The organism is Haloferax marinum (assembly GCF_009674625.1).
GTDB classification, from domain to species: Archaea; Halobacteriota; Halobacteria; order Halobacteriales; family Haloferacaceae; genus Haloferax; species Haloferax marinum.
On record NZ_WKJQ01000001.1, the window covers coordinates 2,749,549 to 2,766,627 of the forward strand.

Annotated in this window: 18 protein-coding genes and 1 tRNA gene; 8 read left to right on the forward strand and 11 right to left on the reverse strand. The window is 59.9% G+C overall.

The window, feature by feature from the left end:
* Positions 1-121 precede the first annotated feature (121 nt).
* On the reverse strand, positions 122-532 hold the full coding sequence (locus tag GJR99_RS13820; protein WP_151113127.1) for a GNAT family N-acetyltransferase: 411 nt from the start codon (positions 530-532) through the stop codon (positions 122-124).
* Between the two features lie 231 nt (positions 533-763).
* Here GJR99_RS13820 and GJR99_RS13825 point away from each other — a divergent pair, with 231 nt between their 5' ends.
* Entirely contained in the window at positions 764-1,717 is a 954-nt protein-coding gene (locus tag GJR99_RS13825) for a hypothetical protein (RefSeq protein WP_151113129.1), read from the forward strand.
* A 208-nt stretch (positions 1,718-1,925) separates the two neighbouring features.
* Positions 1,926-2,408 (forward strand): hypothetical protein, encoded by a 483-nt coding sequence (locus GJR99_RS13830; protein WP_151113131.1) that lies wholly within the window; start codon positions 1,926-1,928, stop codon positions 2,406-2,408.
* 21 nt (positions 2,409-2,429) lie between these two features.
* Here GJR99_RS13830 and GJR99_RS13835 read toward each other — a convergent pair whose 3' ends face one another.
* Both GJR99_RS13835 and GJR99_RS13840 read right to left on the reverse strand, forming a co-directional pair.
* Complete coding sequence (locus GJR99_RS13835; RefSeq protein WP_151113133.1) at positions 2,430-3,083, reverse strand: ArsR/SmtB family transcription factor; 654 nt, start codon at positions 3,081-3,083, stop codon at positions 2,430-2,432.
* Positions 3,084-3,148: 65 nt separating this feature from the next.
* The gene (locus GJR99_RS13840) at positions 3,149-3,820 is read right to left on the reverse strand and encodes a DUF1405 domain-containing protein (protein WP_151113135.1); all 672 of its coding nucleotides are present in this window, start codon (positions 3,818-3,820) and stop codon (positions 3,149-3,151) included.
* Between the two features lie 207 nt (positions 3,821-4,027).
* On the opposite strand from GJR99_RS13840, the gene gpmI reads away from it, so the two are divergent.
* On the forward strand, positions 4,028-5,623 hold the full coding sequence (gene gpmI, locus GJR99_RS13845) for a 2,3-bisphosphoglycerate-independent phosphoglycerate mutase (RefSeq protein WP_151113137.1): 1,596 nt from the start codon (positions 4,028-4,030) through the stop codon (positions 5,621-5,623).
* A 44-nt stretch (positions 5,624-5,667) separates the two neighbouring features.
* Here gpmI and GJR99_RS13850 read toward each other — a convergent pair whose 3' ends face one another.
* Complete coding sequence (locus GJR99_RS13850; protein ID WP_151113139.1) at positions 5,668-6,315, reverse strand: TVP38/TMEM64 family protein; 648 nt, start codon at positions 6,313-6,315, stop codon at positions 5,668-5,670.
* Positions 6,316-6,405: 90 nt separating this feature from the next.
* On the opposite strand from GJR99_RS13850, the gene GJR99_RS13855 reads away from it, so the two are divergent.
* The gene (locus GJR99_RS13855; protein ID WP_151113141.1) at positions 6,406-6,777 is read left to right on the forward strand and encodes a DUF5830 family protein; all 372 of its coding nucleotides are present in this window, start codon (positions 6,406-6,408) and stop codon (positions 6,775-6,777) included.
* Positions 6,778-6,856: 79 nt separating this feature from the next.
* Here the strand turns inward: GJR99_RS13855 and GJR99_RS13860 are convergent, their stop codons facing one another.
* Positions 6,857-7,903 carry a DUF7115 domain-containing protein gene (locus GJR99_RS13860; RefSeq protein ID WP_151113143.1) on the reverse strand — a complete coding sequence of 349 codons (1,047 nt, stop codon included), beginning with the start codon at positions 7,901-7,903 and terminating at the stop codon, positions 6,857-6,859.
* A 174-nt stretch (positions 7,904-8,077) separates the two neighbouring features.
* Between GJR99_RS13860 and GJR99_RS13865 the strand changes: the two genes are divergently transcribed.
* Positions 8,078-8,226: transfer RNA gene (locus GJR99_RS13865), tRNA-Met, on the forward strand.
* Between the two features lie 165 nt (positions 8,227-8,391).
* On the opposite strand, the gene GJR99_RS13870 is transcribed toward GJR99_RS13865, so the two are convergent.
* From GJR99_RS13870 to GJR99_RS13895, 6 genes are all read right to left on the reverse strand, one after another.
* Complete coding sequence (locus tag GJR99_RS13870; protein WP_151113145.1) at positions 8,392-8,664, reverse strand: cold shock domain-containing protein; 273 nt, start codon at positions 8,662-8,664, stop codon at positions 8,392-8,394.
* A 343-nt stretch (positions 8,665-9,007) separates the two neighbouring features.
* Entirely contained in the window at positions 9,008-10,258 is a 1,251-nt protein-coding gene (locus GJR99_RS13875) for a glycosyltransferase (protein WP_323849367.1), read from the reverse strand.
* Between the two features lie 622 nt (positions 10,259-10,880).
* On the reverse strand, positions 10,881-12,032 hold the full coding sequence (gene trpB, locus GJR99_RS13880; RefSeq protein ID WP_151113149.1) for a tryptophan synthase subunit beta: 1,152 nt from the start codon (positions 12,030-12,032) through the stop codon (positions 10,881-10,883).
* A gap of 382 nt (positions 12,033-12,414) precedes the next feature.
* Positions 12,415-13,194, reverse strand: coding sequence for a spondin domain-containing protein (locus GJR99_RS13885; RefSeq protein ID WP_151113151.1), 780 nt, complete (start codon positions 13,192-13,194; stop codon positions 12,415-12,417).
* 132 nt (positions 13,195-13,326) lie between these two features.
* Positions 13,327-13,617 carry a hypothetical protein gene (locus tag GJR99_RS13890; protein WP_191967132.1) on the reverse strand — a complete coding sequence of 97 codons (291 nt, stop codon included), beginning with the start codon at positions 13,615-13,617 and terminating at the stop codon, positions 13,327-13,329.
* A 9-nt stretch (positions 13,618-13,626) separates the two neighbouring features.
* The gene (locus tag GJR99_RS13895) at positions 13,627-13,902 is read right to left on the reverse strand and encodes an ArsR/SmtB family transcription factor (RefSeq protein WP_151113155.1); all 276 of its coding nucleotides are present in this window, start codon (positions 13,900-13,902) and stop codon (positions 13,627-13,629) included.
* A gap of 280 nt (positions 13,903-14,182) precedes the next feature.
* Between GJR99_RS13895 and GJR99_RS13900 the strand changes: the two genes are divergently transcribed.
* The 3 genes from GJR99_RS13900 to GJR99_RS13905 all read left to right on the forward strand — a co-directional run bounded on the left by GJR99_RS13900 (position 14,183) and on the right by GJR99_RS13905 (position 16,943).
* A complete protein-coding gene (locus tag GJR99_RS13900) occupies positions 14,183-15,445 on the forward strand; it encodes an MFS transporter (RefSeq protein WP_151113157.1) in 1,263 nt (420 codons plus the stop codon).
* A 147-nt stretch (positions 15,446-15,592) separates the two neighbouring features.
* Entirely contained in the window at positions 15,593-15,742 is a 150-nt protein-coding gene (locus GJR99_RS17865) for an HVO_2523 family zinc finger protein (protein ID WP_305037512.1), read from the forward strand.
* A 181-nt stretch (positions 15,743-15,923) separates the two neighbouring features.
* Positions 15,924-16,943: a phytoene/squalene synthase family protein gene (locus GJR99_RS13905; protein WP_151113159.1), complete on the forward strand. Its 1,020-nt coding sequence runs from the start codon at positions 15,924-15,926 to the stop codon at positions 16,941-16,943.
* Positions 16,944-17,079: the final 136 nt, after the last annotated feature.

Genomic DNA, 17,079 nt, shown 5'->3' on the forward strand with positions numbered 1-17,079 from the left:
GTTATCGAGAACCGGGTTTTGAGATGACCGTTCACAAGAGCAGTAGCCGTCGCAGTGCACCGGTCGAATCGAACTTGGCCGGTGGACAAGCATCTGGTGACTTACAGAGAGAGTTCACCCATCAGAGTTCTTTCTCGATAACGTACCCCCATCTCTCGTAATTTTGGTTTTGATAGTATTGATGAACTCTCTCTTTTTCTCGTGGCGACGCGAGTATGACGTATTCACACTCTCTTTCGTCAGCCCACTGTTCTATGAACTCAACAAGTAACGTGCCATATCCTTCTGATCTATGAGACTCATCTACAACGAGGTCATAGAGCCACGCATGACGCGAATGGTGGAGGAGATGGGTAACAAGGACTCCCGCTACGCCGACTAGCTCACCGTCAACAAACCCGCCAAACAAGCTGTATTCATCATCACCAATCCACTCTAGCACGTCATCAGGCTCGGTGTCACTCCATAATTGACGGAGAATTGGAACTGCCTCGCGTCGTCTGGTTTCAGTTGTTAACTCTCGAATCTCCATCCTTTCTGTAACGAGAGGACAGATAAGTAATCTCTTTGTGGTGACAAGACTGTCCGACTCGCGCCCTGTATTCAGTACGACCACTGAAAAATTACAATCGCTGTCGGGAGTGGCGTACAACAGACAGAGGGTCTATTCGTCAGAGCGCTACCTATACCGGAGGCAGGATTTCAGTAAGGTGTTAGCTACCACAAGACACTTTTGCAGGTGGCGTCCGGTTCCAAACTGCTTATGCCACTCTCTCGCCGGGAGATTCTGAGAGCTGGAGGGGTGTCAACACTGGCTGGACTTGCAGGGTGTCTGAATTTCGGAGGTTGCGCCGAAACGGCCATCTTTGAGATGGTTCAGGCCTCTGATTCGGAGGTCACACAGCGACTCTCCACGCCGGCCATTCGGATTGGGCCACTCGGACGGCGACTCGTTCAGTCCGCCATCGATGCCGACATGACGACCTATACCGCGTGTGAGCAACTGCTCCAGAACGGCGTCTACGTCCTCAATGAAGACTACTACCAGGTGACGACGACGGTACGGGAGACGAAACAGGGAACCAGGTATGATGTCGAATATAACTTCTCCTCTTCGGAGACGACAGAGACCCCATCGGCTGCCGAAGTGATTACCTTTGATGACCTACCCACCGTTGATCAGCAAGCATTACTGCATGGTTTTCTCAACTATACTCTTGGGAAAAGGGGTGCGACAAAGGATACACAGTTAGGACAAATCGGTGGGAGCAGTTCAATCTGTTATCATACTGATGCTGCGCGGGAGGCCTCCGTTCTGGTTCCGACTGCCCAATACACCTACATCAAGTACGGGGAATCAATTATTCAGTTAGCTGTTAACGAATCATTCCAGGCGACGAGCAAGACCTTCCAGCTAGAGGCACGGAGGATTGCCTCCTCGCCTGCGATGTTTACCCAATACGCGTATCAAGAACTCTTGGGTGAGACAGTAAATCTCGATCAAAAATCACTCACGCAAGAACAGCAGAATATCCTCAGTAAGTCAGTCGTGGAGGGAGATAATTGGGAGTCTCAAGGGTATGAGACGTGTTCCGAGGACGCATCACCGGCCTTTGAGAACCTCATGCAGATGATCTTCGCTACCGGGGCATACCAGGGTCAACCGGTCCTGTGGGAAAACGAGCAGTATCTCGCTAACCGGTATTCTCAAGTCTGACATCGACTCAGACAAGGTAAGAATCCGGTTGACTATTACCAATTCGCGTCTGTCTCAAACGATTCCTAACTGATGGGTCGCGCTGAGTTCCTGCGAGATACGCGCGCTGTATTCAGCACGGCCTCGACAAACTATCACTATCCAAGAATATCAACAGCGGCCACGACACGACACAAGAGCCATCAGTCTTCCCACCCACATCTCACCCATGCAACGGTCGGACCAGAAAGAGTCTGAGCGGTCCGTCGACGACATCCTCGCCGGACTCAATCTCGACGACGACGAACCCACGCCGCAGAAACAGTCGAAACGCGGTGGCGGTCGTCTCAGTGGCGTGTTTTCGGCCCGCGCGTTCCTCATCGCGCTCGTCCTCTCCATCGGTGGCCTGCTCGTCGGCGGGGCGATTCCCATCGTCGGCTTCATCGGCCGGTTCGCCGGTATCGCCGCCGCCGGGTTCCTCATGGGACTCGTCGGGTCGAAGCGGCGGTACGTCGAAGTCGGTCTCGCCGGAGCAATCGCTTCGGGGTTCGCGTTCGTCCTCTCGACGCTGTTTTCGATATTTGCAATCCCGCTGCTCGCTGAGTACGGACTGGCAATCGCCGGTGTCGGTGTCGTGAGTGGTGTCCTCGCGGGACTGGTCGGCCACTACTTCGGCCGAGATTTGAAAGACGGCCTGACGCGAGACCTGTAATCTGAAAACGAGTCTGAATACTCAGTTGATTTCCCAGCCGTTGCCGTTGTAGATGACGAGGCCACCGTCTGCGAGGCGGTGCAGTGCGGCGTCCACCATGCCGGGGTCCGCGTTCACGTCCTTCGCGACGGCACCGACCGTATCCGCGCCGTTCGCCAGCGACGCCAGAATCTCTGCGTAGAATCGGCTGTCGGCGTCGACACCCATGCGGTCGTTGATTTTGTCGAGGACGTCCGTCAACCGACCCTGCACCCAGCGCTGGGCGAGTGAGAGTTCGTTGTCGAGTTCCTGTAGCTTCCCGAGCTCGCGCGCGAGGTCCACGACGTCGTTCGTCTCGGTGTTCTCTAAATCGAGCGAGACGTGGGGACAGCGTCCGGCCATGTCGAGGCTCGGACTGGGTGGATAGGCGCTCTTCGCGCCGAACCCGTACGGAGAGACGTTCACCTCGAGACGGAGGTTACGCGAGATGTGGAAGTACTTTCGCCGCTGGTCGTCGGTGCGCGACTCGATGAGTCCCGCGTCCTCCAACTTCCGGAGGTGGTCGATGACGGCCTTTGGGCTGACGCCGAGGTACTCGCTAATCTCGGTGACGTAGCACGGTTTGTGCGAGAGTAGCCGCAGGATACGGCGGCGGTTTTCGTTCCCGAGTAAGTCGAGCAGTACCGCGGAGTCCATTAGGTGTCCATAGTCTGCGGGTAGCCAAAAGCCTGACTCATGGGGAACGGGTCGCTGTCAATCGATTAGCGATTCGCCGCTGTCGGGAGGCGGTCGAAGGCACGGGACGCGAGATACACCGAGAGGAACGACAACCCGACTGTGATGGCCGCGAGCAGGACACCTGCTTCGTACTTCAGCGGCGGGTAGTAGCCGAATCCGTAGTCGAACACGTCGTTGACGAGCGCGAGGGTGAGCGCGAACACGAGCGCACCTTTCGTCGTCGCACCGTAGCGCGGGACGAGATACGCCGCCACGAGGAACCCGAGGTGGGTGAGCATGATTCCCCAGTAGTCCCAGAGCGCCGCGCCCGAAAACCCGACGTAGAGGTCGGGGCGGAGGTTCAACGCGACGGCCGTCCAGATGCCGTACTTGACCAGCCAGACGAACGCGAGCGTGTGGAGGTACGCGAGTGGCCGATTGACTGGGGCGTCCGCGACCCGCCGGCCGAGGTTCGAAAGCAGTGACGCAGCAGAGAGCGTCATCAACGCGAGGGCGGTCGGCGAGTCACCGAACAGCGGGTAGAGAAACGTCGGAACGTCGGCGAACGACGGGTCCGAGTGGACGTAGAAACTCACCCCGACGAGGAACGCCGAGGAGAGGAGGACGAGAAAGACGACGAGACTCGGGCCGTTACCGAGGTAGTACTCGGCCCACTCGTCGACGGCGGCGTCGAAGTCGAAGTCACGCAGACGCATCGACGGTGTGGACGGTACGCCGGGAGAAAAGGGCGTCGGGGTCGGGGTCACCGGAGAGTCGTCGGTGGGTCGTCGGTGGGTCGTCGGAGAGTCGCTGGAGAGTCGCTGGAGGGTCGTCGGTGGGATATTGAAGGGTCGTCTGTGGGTCGTCGGAGAGTCGAGACAGAGAGCAAAGGACAATTACCCCGTGGTTCCGAACCACCGGGTATGAACGCAGCCCTCATCATCCTCGACGGATGGGGTCTCGGGGACCACGACCGCCGCGACGCAATCAAGGCGGCGGACACACCGAACTTCGACCGCTACCGCGACACCGGTGCCTTCGGCACGCTCATCGTCGACGGCCGGCGCGTCGGCCTCCCGGACGGACAGATGGGTAACAGCGAAGTCGGCCACCTCAACATCGGCGCTGGCCGCGTCGTCAAACAGGCGTACACCCGAATCGGCGACAGCATCGACGACGGGTCGTTCTTCGAGAACGAGGCAATCACCGCCGCCTACGACCACGCCGAGGAGACGGGTGGGCGCGTCCACCTGATGGGACTCGTCTCAGATGGCGGCGTCCACTCCGACCAAGAACACCTCCACGCGCTGGTTGGACTCGCTGCAGACCGCGGTGTCGAGGCCGTCACTCACGCCTTCATGGACGGACGCGACACCTCTCCGACCGGCGGCGAGGAGTATCTCACCGACCTCGAAGCCGTCGTCGAAGAACAGGGGACTGGACAGGTCGCCACAGTCACCGGGCGCTACTACGCGATGGACCGCGACGAGAACTGGGAACGAACCAAGCGCGCGTACGACGCAATCGTCGAGCGCGATGCGGAGTGGAGTGCCGAGACGGCCGTCGACGCCGTCACGAGGTCGTACGACCGCGGCGACACCGACGAGTTCGTCGAACCGACGCTCGTCGACGACGCACCCGCACTCGAAGACGGTGACTCGGTCATCTTCTTCAACTTCCGGGCCGACCGGGCGCGCCAACTCGTCCGCATGCTCTGCGACATCGAACCCGAGTGGGACTTCGAGACGACTCCACCGGAGATTCTCATGACGACGATGACGCAGTACGACAAGACGTTCGACGTTTCGGTGGCGTTCCCGCCGGAGCAACCCGAAGACACCATCGGTGAGGTGCTCGCAGAGGAGGGGATGACGCAGTTGCGACTCGCCGAATCCGAGAAATATCCGCACGTCACTTACTTCCTCAACGGCGGCCGGGAAGTCGAGTTCGACGGCGAGATTCGACGCATCGTCCCCAGTCCGGACGTGCCGACGTACGACTTGCAACCCGAGATGTCCGCCGAGGAACTCACCGACACGGCCATCGACGTCGTCGAGTCGGACGACCCGGACGTGATGGTACTCAACTACGCGAATCCGGACATGGTGGGCCACACGGGTGACTACGAAGCGGCCATCGAGGCCGTCGAAGCAGTCGACGAGCAACTCGGTCGCCTCGTCGAGAGCGTCCGCGCCCACGGCGCACACGTCTGTATCACCGCCGACCACGGCAACGCAGACGACATGGGGACGGAAGACGACCCGCACACGGCGCACACGTTCAATCCGGTCCCGTTCGTCTACCTCGCCGCCGAGCGCGACGATTCCGAGTCTCGACCGGACGACGAAGAGGTAGGCGATGGGAATGAGGCAGTCGACAGCGACGAGTCAGACCGTCCGCTGTCTGGCGGCCGAACGATTCGTGAGGGGGGCTCGCTCTGCGACATCGCCCCGACGATTCTCGAACTGCTCGAAGTCGACCAACCGTCGGCGATGACGGGCGAGTCGCTGCTGAAGTAATCGACTCTCGACACCCGTTCGAGGCCAGCCAGAACACTCGACTCTCAGTTGGCGTCCGTCGTCGCCTCTGTTTTAGACCTGTACCGCCGGTACACCGGTGGAACGAGTAACGCAACCCCCGCGAGCGCGACGAGGACGGCGAACTCCGGGCGGACGATAGCCTGCAGCGACTCGGTCGTCAGCGTCTCGACAGACGCGCCGGCGACTACCCCGGCGATAGCCCACGGGAGTTCACCGATGGCGGTTCCAAGCGCGAACGCACCGAGTCTGACGTTCGCGACGCCCGCCGCCACCGACACGACGTCCGAGGGGACGGGCAACAGTCGGCTTGCAGTCACGCCTCTGACCGACCCCGTGATGGCGACGGTCTGCTCGCCGACCTCGGCCAGACGCGTCGCCTCACGGTAGTGGCGTGCAAAGAGAAACGGCGGGATGCTCGTGAGGACGATGAGTGCCAGTGCGAATGGAATGCCGACTGGTCCGAGTCCGTACCCAACGACGAGCGCGAGGAGTGTCGTCGGCCACGCGAGAAGCGGGCGAACGAGTGCGAGGAGACTCGCCGCGACGACCAGTCGGACGGGGTCGGCGGCGACCCACGTCGCGTGGGAGATGACCGTCGCTGGCGAGACGGCGAACGCAGCGACGACGACCACGGCGAGTGCGAGGCCAGCGACGAGACGCGGACGGTTCACAGTTGGTCGGCGAAGCGTCGTCCCGCGGCGACCAAACCCTTTGTGCTTCGGAGGGCTTTAGCCCGATGCGCGTCGAGTACAACCCGATTCGTGACGGACCAAACACGTGAGGAACGCGTCGAACTCGCGCTCGAACTCCTCGCCCACCTCGAAGCAGACGAACTCTCGCTGGCGGACGTCGTCGACCGAATCGAGACGGTGACGACAGACCCGACGCTCACGCGAGATATCCTCGATACGGCAGAGCTCCGCGGCATCATAGAGCGGGAGGATGGCCGCATCCGACACCAGCGTGGCGGGACGTTCGTCAGGTTCGAGAGTCAGGTGGTCCAGCGCGAGGGCGACTTCGACTGTCGTCGGTGCGGTGCGTCCATCTCGACAGGCCATTTCGTCCGCTTCGAGTCGGGCGAACTCGGACCCTTCGGGTCGTCGTGTATTCGGAAAGTGCTCGGACGCGAGTAGGGGACAGAGCTGAACGCGAGTAGAAGAGAGACGAATAGCAGAGCCGAACGTGCCTCCGCGAAAAGAGCGCCGGACGGCTCTACCGGCCGCGGCGCAGTTCTTCGATGAGTTGCTCGATGAGCTCTTGCTGGTAGTGGAGTTGCTCGCTTTGAACCTCGACGGCTTCACGGAGTGCTTCGACTTCTGCGGCGAGTTCGGCGCTGGCGTCGACCGGTTCCGACGCAGGTTCGAACCCTGCTGACTCGAATCCGAGGTCGGACGCGTCGGCGACGTTGTTCGGTTGTGTCTCGGCAGACTGCGTGGTCGAACTGCCTGCAGACGTCGCTTCGACGGTCTGGCCCTCGGTCGGTTCGCCGTCGTCGTCCGCGCTCCGTGTCGCGTTCGGTGGTTCGTCCGTTAGTTCACCAGGGTTGGCGCTCAGTGGGTCCGGTCCCGCACCGAAGTCGGTGTTGTCCCGTGCTTCGTCGGCCTCCTCTTCTTCCTTCTGTTCGGCCATCATGACGCGGAACTCTTCGAGGCTTCCAACGTCGTAGTGGGCACAGAGTGCTTTCGAGAGTTTCTCGCGGACGAGTCGGGCTTCTTCGTTCGGGATTTTGAACCGTTCTTGGCGTCCGCCGACGGTGAGCACCACCGTCGTCGCGACGCTGCCAGATTCGAATTCGAGGTCGGTCACGTCGTTGTAGTTGTACGACTCGAAATCTTCGTCCCACACCGCGCTGCCGATGTGCCGGACCACACGACGCTCGGCGACGATGAACGTGAGTTCGCTGAACCGGAACGACTGCGTCACGCTCTCGCCGTCTTTGATGACACCGGCCGCAGAGAGAACTCCTTCGACGATTGGTTGGAGAGCCTCGTCGAGACGTTTTACCGAGAGACCGATGGTCTTCGACCCGTCGAGACCGTAGTCGAGAATTATCTTTCCTTTGCGTCGCCCCTCACTCACCGAAAGTCGCTCCGCAGCGTGCGAAAATTCGTCGACAGATTCGTCCGAGAGCAGCCCTTCCGCGCGATAGACGAGCGTCCTCGTTGGCGTCACAAACAGTTCGTCCTCGCCCCCGAGGTGGACGCGGGATACCACGTCTTCCTCACCCAGGACGGACTGGACGATCTCCGGTTGGCTCATGCGTGTGTGCACCCAGTGCCGGGGCATAAATCCGTGGGTCAGGTAGTCGTACCAGACGTTTGGAGAGTCTGTCACTTCTACTCCGAATCGACCCAACCGAGTGGCGTGGTGACTCGCCACGGGGCCGTCCGAGATGAGAAGGTTAAATACAATCAGCATGCAACCCGAAGATGAGCCCGGGTGGCTTAGCTGGACATAGCGCCGCACTCATAGGGTTTCACAATCGGTGCGGAACGCCTTGGAAGCCTCCGCCCCTCGCGAAGTCATGCCGGCTTCGCACCTGGGACATGCGGAGATCGTGGGTTCGGAGCCCACCCCGGGCACTACTCGATTTCTTCACATACTCTGTTAAAAAGGAGAGTCGAAACATCGTCTCTCGTTTTTTACTGGAAACGGCGGAGATGTTCCTCTGATACTAGAACGTGTGGCGAAAACAAATTCAGACGGTCACCACGGTCGAGACGTCTACATAGCCGAATCTTTTGGATTCAGTAATCGAACCCTTTCCCGAACAACTCACTCTCAGGCGGTTTACTCACCCTTCGCATATTGACTGCTTTCAGTCCGCTGCGCGTTTTGCTGATGTCGAATTGCATCCACCACCCCTTGTGAACGTTGTCCGTCTTATAATCCGAGATGTGGAAGAATACGTCGTCTGTTCCCTCCGGCTCTAGTACCTTCAAGAACCCATATCCTTCACTTGGCTTGTAGAACTTCACTTGACCCATTGCTGCTTTCGCCGTGAAATCATCCCTGGACATTGTTCATAGATGTGCAATTTCAGAAATGAATGTTCCCAAATTAATCAATAATTTTATATATAATATAAGTCATAAAATGAGTTCGTTACAGTCCGGACAATTCGGACACTCCTCACTACTCAGTACGTCCGCTCACGTCGATATCTCTCAAAATGATTGCTCGAGAAGAGGTATCCGATATCGACGTATTCGTTCTCGCTGAGCTCCCACAGAAACTACGAACTGATCTCCTTTCGACAGCGCTCTCGCGAATGCGATGGTAGTCCAGGGTCGAACACGATCGTCACGACGTAGCCTCCTGGCATATTTTTGAAACGGTGTGGTGTCTTTCTCCCCGAACGACTCACGAATCTTTCGTGGCGTTCCGCCCGTGGTGCTCCGTCTTCTCCCAATGGAGTTGGTTCGAGTAGAGTTGCTTGATAGCGCGGAGTTCGGCACCCCACAAAATCACCCAATACAACGGAACGACCAGCGGAATCGAGAGCGCTCGGACGGCACGGCGACGTGATGGTTCCTCGGAGACGAGCCAATACCCGCCCGCGTGGAACGCGAACATCTCGACGACGAAGACGACACCGAGCGTCAAGACGGCCCACACTGCCAGTGGAACCCGAAACTGGAGCAGATTCGCGACCATCGTGAGGACGACGACTCCGACGATGTTGACCGGTGCCAGGTGCGGCAGAAACGATTGAAACAAGCCGTGGAACTTCGCGGAGCCGGTGGCCGGTGGGTGCCGTGTGTATTGGACGAAGGTGTAGAGTTTCCCTTTCTGCCAGCGAGTCCGTTGGCGAATCCACGCGTTTATCCCGATTGGCGACTCCTCGCGAGTCACCGACTCGATGAGTGTCATCTCGTGGCCTTCTTTCCAGAGGAGTATTCCCAGTTCGAAGTCCTCGGTCACGTTTCGGGGGTCCCACGGAACGTACCCATGGAGGTGGTGTTCAGAAAGCCAGTGACGGTCGTCCTCACTCCAGCCGTCTCCATACTCTTCGACACGGGTCTGACTGGCCTGTTCTAAGACCGTTCTGTGGAAGAAGTTCGTCGTGCCACCGAGTGGGACGGGGTACCCGACGAAGTGAAAACTCGGGAGGAGGAGACGGTACCAAAACGCGTACTCACCGCGGAACACGAGGTTTCGCCATCCGTCACCCTCGTTCACCATGTCGATTTTTCCCTGTACGTAGTCGAATCCCTCGATACTCAGCGCGTTTGCGACGTTCAAGAACAGTTTCGAGTCGACGATATCCTCTGCATCGATGATGCCGACGAGCTCACTATCTGTGACCTCGAAACCGTAGTTGAGTGCTCGTGGCTTGTTCGGCCTTCCGGGGTAGTCGTCGGGAACGACGATTTCAGTGTAGGGACAAGGGAGGCGTTCGAGGGCAGTTCTCGTCTCAGAGTCGCCTGGTTCGACGAGAACGTGTATCCGTAGCAGTTCTTGGGGATAGTCCGCAGACCGGATAGACTCGATTGATTGACCGATGACGTTTCCTTCCTTGTACGCCGGAAGCAGTACGTCGATCGTTGGCAACCGGTCTCTATCGATGGACTCTGGAAGCCGAGAGTACACGCCGCTGCTCGACCCGAACACAGTTGACGTGACAAAAAACTGGAAGAAAGGATAGAGGTGGTAGAAGTTCACCAGTGCCCACACCCCTCCAAACAGAACCGCAATTGCAATAACGAACCATCTCACGGGGGCGATCGACATCTCTAGCATTTCCTGACCGTCAGTACATCCAGAGACTCCGGGATATGTCATTCGGTACCTGTCGACACACTGTCGTCTCGAGCTGTGCTAGTCAACGGTGTCAGATGCCACTCGATCGCATCACGAACCAACGACTCGGCGACGAGTCAGCAGTGCACCCTGAAATTCCGGGTTTCAGTACTACTTCCGAAATTCATCCACCTACTGCCAATAGCTTTTACTACCTTGATAACCAAGTGGTAATTGCTGTTGTCAGAGGTCCTCCCTTCTGATTCGACAGTCTGTCGACCAGATGCCCCCACACACTCCACCAGAGCAGTTACCTACACTCTGACAGCAGAGAGAGGAAGACGCGATACCGTGCGGCGCGAGTGGTACTCCCGGCCGCACTATTCTCCTTTGTGTGCCGAACGTGGGTGAGATACCGTTTTCGACTGAGTTACGCAGAACAGTGACGACGACCCACGCGAGGTCGCTCGTCTCGAAAGAGTGAGTTCCGGCGTTAGAGGTCGAACTTCTCGGACGCCGTCTCCATATCCTTGTCACCTCGCCCCGAGAGGTTGACGAGAATCGTCTCGTGTTCGTCTTCTTCGGCCAGTTGGATGGCACGCGCCACGGCGTGACTGGATTCGAGTGCGGGGATGATGCCTTCGGTCTCGCTGAGTTCGCGGAACGCGGCGAGTGCTTCGTCGTCTGTCACGCCGGTGTACTCGGCACGGCCGAGTGCGCGGAACATCGCGTGCTCCGGGCCGACACCGGGGTAGTCGAGGCCGGCGGAGACGGAGTGAACCTCCACGTCTTCGTCGATGACGCGGGTTCGCATCCCGTGGATGACGTCGTCTTTCCCTTCGGCCAGCGGAGCGGCGTGCCGCTTCGACGACGACCCCTCGCCGCCACCTTCTGCGCCGTAGAATGCGACGTCGTCGTCGCGGAAGGCGTGAAAGAGCCCGATGGCGTTCGACCCGCCGCCGACACAGGCGACGGCCGCGTCCGGCAGTTCGCCCGTTCGTTCGAGGAACTGTCTGCGTGCTTCTTCACCGATGACACTCTGGAAGTCCCGAACCATCCGCGGGAAGGGGTCTGGTCCGACGACGCTCCCCACGAGGTAGTGCGTGTCGTCGATGTTCTGTGCGAAGTCCTCTAACGCCGCGTCGACGGCGTCGGCCAGCCCAGAGTTTCCGCGCGTCACTTCGTTTACGTCTGCACCCATGAGTCGCATCCGGAAGACGTTCATCCGCTGGCGGTCCGCGTCTTTCTTCCCCATGTAAATCTCCGTGTCGAGGCCGAACAGCGCCCCGACCATCGCGGTCGCCGTGCCGTGTTGTCCGGCACCGGTCTCGGCGATGAGGCGCTGTTTTCCGGCTTTCGACGCGAGCAGTGCCTGTCCGAGCGCGTTGTTGATCTTGTGCGCGCCGCCGTGGAGCAGGTCTTCGCGCTTCAGGTAGATGTCGGCACCGTACCGCTCGCTGAGGTTTCGAGCGTAGTACAGCGGAGTGGACCGACCCGCGAACTCTTCGAGCAACGCGCGGAACTCGGTTTGAAACTCCTGCGTGTTCGAAATCTCGTCGTATGCCGCTGCGAGTTGGTCGAGCGAGTCGTCCAGTACGTCGGGGACGTACCGCCCACCGTAGCCTTCGAAATCACCATCTGACATAGATATCCGTGTCAACTTTCCCCACGCACAAAAAGCGTTCTTAGATGACCAATTTCGCACACCAGTGTGTTCCGGTGTGGTGCGCAGTGTGTTCCGGTGTGGTGCGCAGTGTGTTCCGGTGTGGTGCGCAGTGTGTTCCGGTGTGGTGCGGCGAAGGTTCAAAAGGGAACACGCGGCCAGTGTGTCGTGGAGATGGACAGAACGGCGCGTCGAGGGAGTTGGGCGACCAAAACGAGAGGCGAGGGGTAAACGTAGGGGCGGGAACGGTGAGAGGCGAACGATGTAGCCCGACGTGGGGCGACGAGTGCGGGCCAGCAGGTGCCTGCGAGGGAGGCGAGTGCGGGCCAACGGGTGTCTGCGAGCGGTGTATCTGCCGTCTCGGTCAGGCCGTCCGTTCGACCTGAACGAGTGCCACGGGGTCGTCCCAGCCGTAGATTTCGGGGTCGAGGTCGCCGTCGCCGACGATGCCGCCATGGGGCGTGACGACGCCGTCTTCGGCGAGGTCCGGGTTGCTCGTGCCAGTGCCGTCGGTGCCGGAGTCGATACCGTAGAGGGCTTGCGCGGGCGGAACCATGTCCTCGTACAGCTCGGTGTTCGTCTCGGTTCCAGCGTCGTAACTGGCCGCGTAGTACGACCGCGACTCGTTGACGCGTTCGGGGAGCGGAACAGTGTCGAGTCCGGCGAACCCATCGTTCGTCCCGATGAGCATGCTCACGAACGAGAGGTACGCGCCACTCGAATCGGTCTCCAGTTCCAACGTCGTCGTGTAGGGGAACATCTCGCTCGCCGGGAGTTCTGTCGGGACGAGTGGCGTCTCCGCGACGGCGACACCGCGAACCTCGGTCAGACTCTCGGCGAGTTCGCCGAGCGGGGTGAGATTCCCGTTCTCGGCGAGTTCTTTGATGGCGTCGCTGGCGGGGTCACCGACTGAGAACAGTTCCACGCTGGGTTGGTGGGCGACCACAGCAGGTGGAGTGAACGGTTGGCCGGTGGTGAGGTTGGCCACGGTCACGCGGTAGGTGCGGGCTGCCCGGTTCCCGTTCCCGTCTGCTTGCGCAGGGACAGTCACACTCCCGAGGCATCCAGCGAGGGCAGCGAGTGTACCAGCGCCGGTCAGTCCAAGGACGGTTCGTCGTGTCGTCGAAAATTGTGTGTCGGTCATCGTCTCTCACGTGTGGTGTAATCCACGACGAACTGGAGGCGAGCAGACCTGATGTTGGTTTTTCGAGATTAGGACCTAGTCAGGGGCAAATCAGTACCAAATTCTGTGTCCGAACCCTGACTGTCGGTCGAGTTAGCGCATCGTGACGTACGTCAAGAACGTGAGTGCGACGAGTTGGAGGCCACGGAGGACTAACACCGCCTGTTGGACGTGCGGGTCGCCCGAGTAGAGACTCTGCATGGTGAACAGGAAGTACAGCGCGACCGCGTTTTCGACGAGCATCACGACGGCGAACGCCAGGAGGCCTAAGACGAGCGACGTGCGGAACGTCCGATAGTTACGTACCCACACGACGGTCAACGCCGCGAGGAAGACGATGTTCACGCCCGAGAGGACGCTCGCTGCCATGATTTGGGTGCCCATTTCCATGATTCAATCGAGGTGTTTTGCTATCTCTTCGAACGTGTCGCGGGAGTGTTCGAACTGGTCGGTCAGGAAGTACAGTTGCCCGTACTTGTCGCCGCCAGCCTCGACCACGTTGTGCGATTCGAGTACGTCGAGGTGGTGTCTGATGGTCTTGTACCCGACGTCGAGTTCGTCGGCGAGGCGGTTTGCGTTCAACGGTTGGTCCGAGAGCGCACGGATGATTCTGACGCGGTTTTCACCGCCCCGTGTCGCCGTGAGTAGATACCAAAGCGCCTTCTCCATCGACTGCTCTTCGTACTGTTTGGTCGTAGGTCGTAATATTCACACTGGTCTGATACGACACGTCGACAGTAATTCTCGGCGTGGAACCTACATGAGGGTTGTTCCACTTCAGTACCAAATTCGGGGTGAGTTGGTGTCTGGGCCAGCCAACGGCTCGAGCTGTTCGACCGGACGCACGCAAAGACGCGTTTAATCTCTGAGACCGCCACTAGTTGTGCATGGATGAACACCGTTGGACGTTCGCCACGAGCGGTGGGACCTCGTCGAGGGGGCTGTGAAGATGAAGTTATCGGCCATTCGTCGGCGGAAGACGGGCGAGGTGCCCTGGCAGAGTCCGACTGTCCAGGTCGTCCTCGCGAGCACGCTTCTCGCACCGCTTGGCGTCCCACTCGTCGCGCCAGCGCTTCCCGTCATTCGTGACGTGTTCGTCCTCACCGACGCCGAAGCGAGCCTCCTCGTCAGCGCGTACTTCCTCATCGGCATCGTCGTCTCTCCGTTCGTCGGCCTCCTCGCCGACCGAGTCGGGCGAAAGCGAGTACTCGTCCCTGCCCTGCTGGTCTTCAGTGTTGCCGGCCTCGCCTGCTACTTCGCACCGAACTACCTCACGTTGCTCGGATTGCGAGCGATTCAAGGCACCGCTGCAGCGGCCCTGTTCGTCACGACGGTCACCGTCATCGGAGACGTGTTCGAAGGCGTCCAGCGAAACGCCGTCCTCGGTGTCAACATCGCAGTTCTCTCGTTGGGCGCGGCGATTTTCCCCGTCCTCGGCGGCGCGCTCGCCACAGTTGCGTGGAATGCGCCGTTCGTCGCGTACGCGTTCGGATTCCCCGTGGCACTGTTCGCGTACGTGGCACTCGACGAGACGGTGAAGAACACCGGTGGAGAGCCCGACGATGTGTCGGACAGTTCCGGAGATAGCTCCGGGCGCACCGATGGATATCTGAGAGGTGCGATATCCGCGCTCACGCTCGGAATGGGTGCGCTCCTCACGACGGCGTTCCTCACGGAGTTCTTCTTGTTCGGTGCGCTCGTGACTGCACTCCCATTCTTGATGACCGCGGTCTACGGCGTCGGTCCACTCTACATCGGATTGGTCCTGATGGTCGCAGAGGCAGGCGCCATCGCCGCCGCGAGCGCGAACGGGCGGTTGGCACGGATATTCTCGAACGGGCGGATAATCACCCTCGGATTCGTCTGTTACGCGCTCGCACTAGCCGGGGTGTACGTCGCCCCGTCGCCGATTCTCGTCGTCGCTTCGGTGCTGGTGTTCGGCGCTGGACTTGGCCTCAGTATGCCGGCGGTCGATGCAGCAGTCAGCAACAGAGTCACACAAGAGTACCGTGCCGGACTGCTTGGGCTACGTAACAGCACGACGTTTCTCGGCCGCGCGACCGGTCCAGTGGTGTTCGCCGCGGCGGCGACTGCCGTGGGATACCGGCCGCTCATGGCCGTTGCAGCGGTCGCGTTAGCCGGTGTCGCGTTGGTCGCGGCGATGACGACGCGGGGCTCTGTCCCACTTCAGGAGGCGCAGACTGGCGTTTAACTACTGCGCGGGGCCACTGTTGCCGCCTCCAGTCACGCGAAGGGGCGGATGAAAAATCGTCGTGAGGACCACACGAATCGATGAACCGGCAGGTGGTGCCGGCAATGGCAGTAAGCAATATGTTAGTGGGGTCCTTGCAAATGTCGTATGGACGCCCCTGATGCAGACGCGTGTACGATAGAGTCCCCAAAGGGACGCCCGTGTCCATTTTGTGGGGCGTCGATGAACCACCGCCACTGCAAGTATATCTGCCCAGAACACGGCGTCGTCTACGACTGTAGCGACACGTTCTGGTAGTGAAATCTGACATGAGCGTATCAGTGTGCTGTCACCGCTACGTCCATGGGTTACGTGGTTGATTCCACGGTGGTGGCAACTGTTATGTCGCCAGCGCCCTATTAACAGAGCGAGACCACTTGCGGCCCTCCGGCCCTTTTCTCGCTCACGAGAGACAAGACGGTCACGCGAACAAGAAACGATGCTAAACGAATCACAGGTCGAAGCCGGGAAAGAGATACAACAACGGACGGGGAAGACGTTCTACTTCGCGACACGACTCCTTCCAGAGCGTGTGAGACACGCGACGTACGTACTCTATGCGTTCTTCCGCGTCGCTGACGAGGTCGTCGACGCCGAAGAGACGGCGCCGCCAGCACAACAGCGCGAACGCCTCGAACGACTCCGTGCCGAAGCACTCGGAGATGTCGAGGCGGACGACCCCGTCCTCTCAGCGTTTGCTGAACTCAGAGAACGATACGGCATCGACCCCGACGACGTGAACGTCTTCATCGACGCGATGGCGTCAGACATCGACAAAGACCACTACGCCACCTACGAGGAGTTAGAGACGTACATGGACGGGTCGGCGTCTGCGGTCGGCCGGATGATGACCGACGTGATGCGCCCGGACGACCCGGAGACGGCGCTCCCGCACGCGACGGCGCTCGGGCAAGCGTTCCAGATGTCGAACTTCCTCCGCGACGTGGGCGAAGACGTGGTCGAACGTGACCGCGTCTACCTGCCGCAGACGTCCCTCGACGACCACGGCGTGGATATTCAACAGATTCTCGACTTAGAGTTCGACGAGTGCGTCGCGGCCGTGATGCAAGACGAACTCCGCCGAACGGAGGCACTCTACCGCGACGGCGTCGCCGGAATCGAACACCTCCCCGCGGATTGCCAGTTCCCGGTGCTCCTCTCGGCGGTGCTCTACGCCGACCACCACCGCTCGATTCGGAACCTCGGCTACGACACGCTCTCGACCACACCCGAGTTGAGTTTCGCTCGGAAGGTCACGCTCCTCGCGAAGACGGCGGCGTACTGGGCAATCTGGCGCGACCCGGTGGCCGTCTTCAAGGCCGTCAGCGTCGTTCCATATCCAGACGACGACGGCTTCGACGCCGACTTCGGCCCCGGTTCGACACCCGCCCGCAACTCCCCAAACCAGAGTCGATTCTCCGGGTGGCTTCGCTCGCTGAATCGCTGGGATTCCGAGTAAGTTCGCGTCCGTCTTCTGTCGTCTGCTCTGTCGAAACTCTTCGCTACGAGACGAACGCGTGACAGCGTCGGCTTACTCTCTCGTGATGCCGAATAAAAGACTATGCCGAAATGGAGTCTATACCGATGTGCAGTTG

Bases quoted from the DNA above. Each gene is read 5' to 3' on its own strand.
- GJR99_RS13820 (WP_151113127.1), bottom strand. From the start codon at position 532: ATGGAGATTCGAGAGTTAACAACTGAAACCAGACGACGCGAGGCAGTT.
- GJR99_RS13825 (WP_151113129.1), top strand. From the start codon at position 764: ATGCCACTCTCTCGCCGGGAGATTCTGAGAGCTGGAGGGGTGTCAACA.
- GJR99_RS13830 (WP_151113131.1), top strand. From the start codon at position 1,926: ATGCAACGGTCGGACCAGAAAGAGTCTGAGCGGTCCGTCGACGACATC.
- GJR99_RS13835 (WP_151113133.1), bottom strand. From the start codon at position 3,083: ATGGACTCCGCGGTACTGCTCGACTTACTCGGGAACGAAAACCGCCGC.
- GJR99_RS13840 (WP_151113135.1), bottom strand. From the start codon at position 3,820: ATGCGTCTGCGTGACTTCGACTTCGACGCCGCCGTCGACGAGTGGGCC.
- gpmI (WP_151113137.1), top strand. From the start codon at position 4,028: ATGAACGCAGCCCTCATCATCCTCGACGGATGGGGTCTCGGGGACCAC.
- GJR99_RS13860 (WP_151113143.1), bottom strand. From the start codon at position 7,903: ATGAGCCAACCGGAGATCGTCCAGTCCGTCCTGGGTGAGGAAGACGTG.
- GJR99_RS13870 (WP_151113145.1), bottom strand. From the start codon at position 8,664: ATGTCCAGGGATGATTTCACGGCGAAAGCAGCAATGGGTCAAGTGAAG.
- trpB (WP_151113149.1), bottom strand. From the start codon at position 12,032: ATGTCAGATGGTGATTTCGAAGGCTACGGTGGGCGGTACGTCCCCGAC.
- GJR99_RS13885 (WP_151113151.1), bottom strand. From the start codon at position 13,194: ATGACCGACACACAATTTTCGACGACACGACGAACCGTCCTTGGACTG.
- GJR99_RS13890 (WP_191967132.1), bottom strand. From the start codon at position 13,617: ATGGGCACCCAAATCATGGCAGCGAGCGTCCTCTCGGGCGTGAACATC.
- GJR99_RS13895 (WP_151113155.1), bottom strand. From the start codon at position 13,902: ATGGAGAAGGCGCTTTGGTATCTACTCACGGCGACACGGGGCGGTGAA.
- GJR99_RS13900 (WP_151113157.1), top strand. From the start codon at position 14,183: ATGAAGTTATCGGCCATTCGTCGGCGGAAGACGGGCGAGGTGCCCTGG.
- GJR99_RS17865 (WP_305037512.1), top strand. From the start codon at position 15,593: ATGGACGCCCCTGATGCAGACGCGTGTACGATAGAGTCCCCAAAGGGA.
- GJR99_RS13905 (WP_151113159.1), top strand. From the start codon at position 15,924: ATGCTAAACGAATCACAGGTCGAAGCCGGGAAAGAGATACAACAACGG.